Origin of the sequence: Campylobacter sp. 2018MI01 (assembly GCF_018501205.1) — a bacterium.
Classification (GTDB): domain Bacteria; phylum Campylobacterota; class Campylobacteria; order Campylobacterales; family Campylobacteraceae; genus Campylobacter_E.
In genome coordinates this window covers 1-409 of record NZ_JAHCZE010000183.1, presented here as the reverse complement: position 1 = coordinate 409, position 409 = coordinate 1, and the positions used below count along the sequence as shown (strand labels likewise).

Genomic DNA, 409 nt, shown 5'->3' with positions numbered 1-409 from the left:
ATCGTTTTCTTGAGAAAGTCGTTCGATCGTGTCGGTGTTCAATCGTTTGTTTTCTGCTTCAAATTCAAAAGAACGAGCAAGTTTTTGATATTCATTTTCATCAAAATTAAATTTAACGTTCAAAACATCGAGCGTTCCGAACAAACGACGTCCCCACCAGTTTCCGAAGTAAAATTGAAACGTTCCCGTTTCCGTTTCCTCAAAATAAAAGAACGGATATCGTTCACGCAAAAACTCAATCAGGTTACTGCTGAGATATTCGCTGACAAGACCATATGCATCTTCAACAAGACGTTCGTTCGATTTGTCATACGATGAATGTCGTGCTTTCAAAATTTCAGTTGAATATTTTTCACTGTCGATCAGCTGATAAACCAGGCGATCGTCCTGTTCTTGGACCGCCCTCCCT

At 39.9% G+C, this 409-nt stretch carries 1 protein-coding gene; it reads right to left on the bottom strand.

Annotated elements, in window-relative coordinates:
* A partial coding sequence (locus tag KJQ97_RS09600; protein ID WP_214120721.1) for a hypothetical protein occupies nt 1–409 on the bottom strand: 409 nt, incomplete at both ends.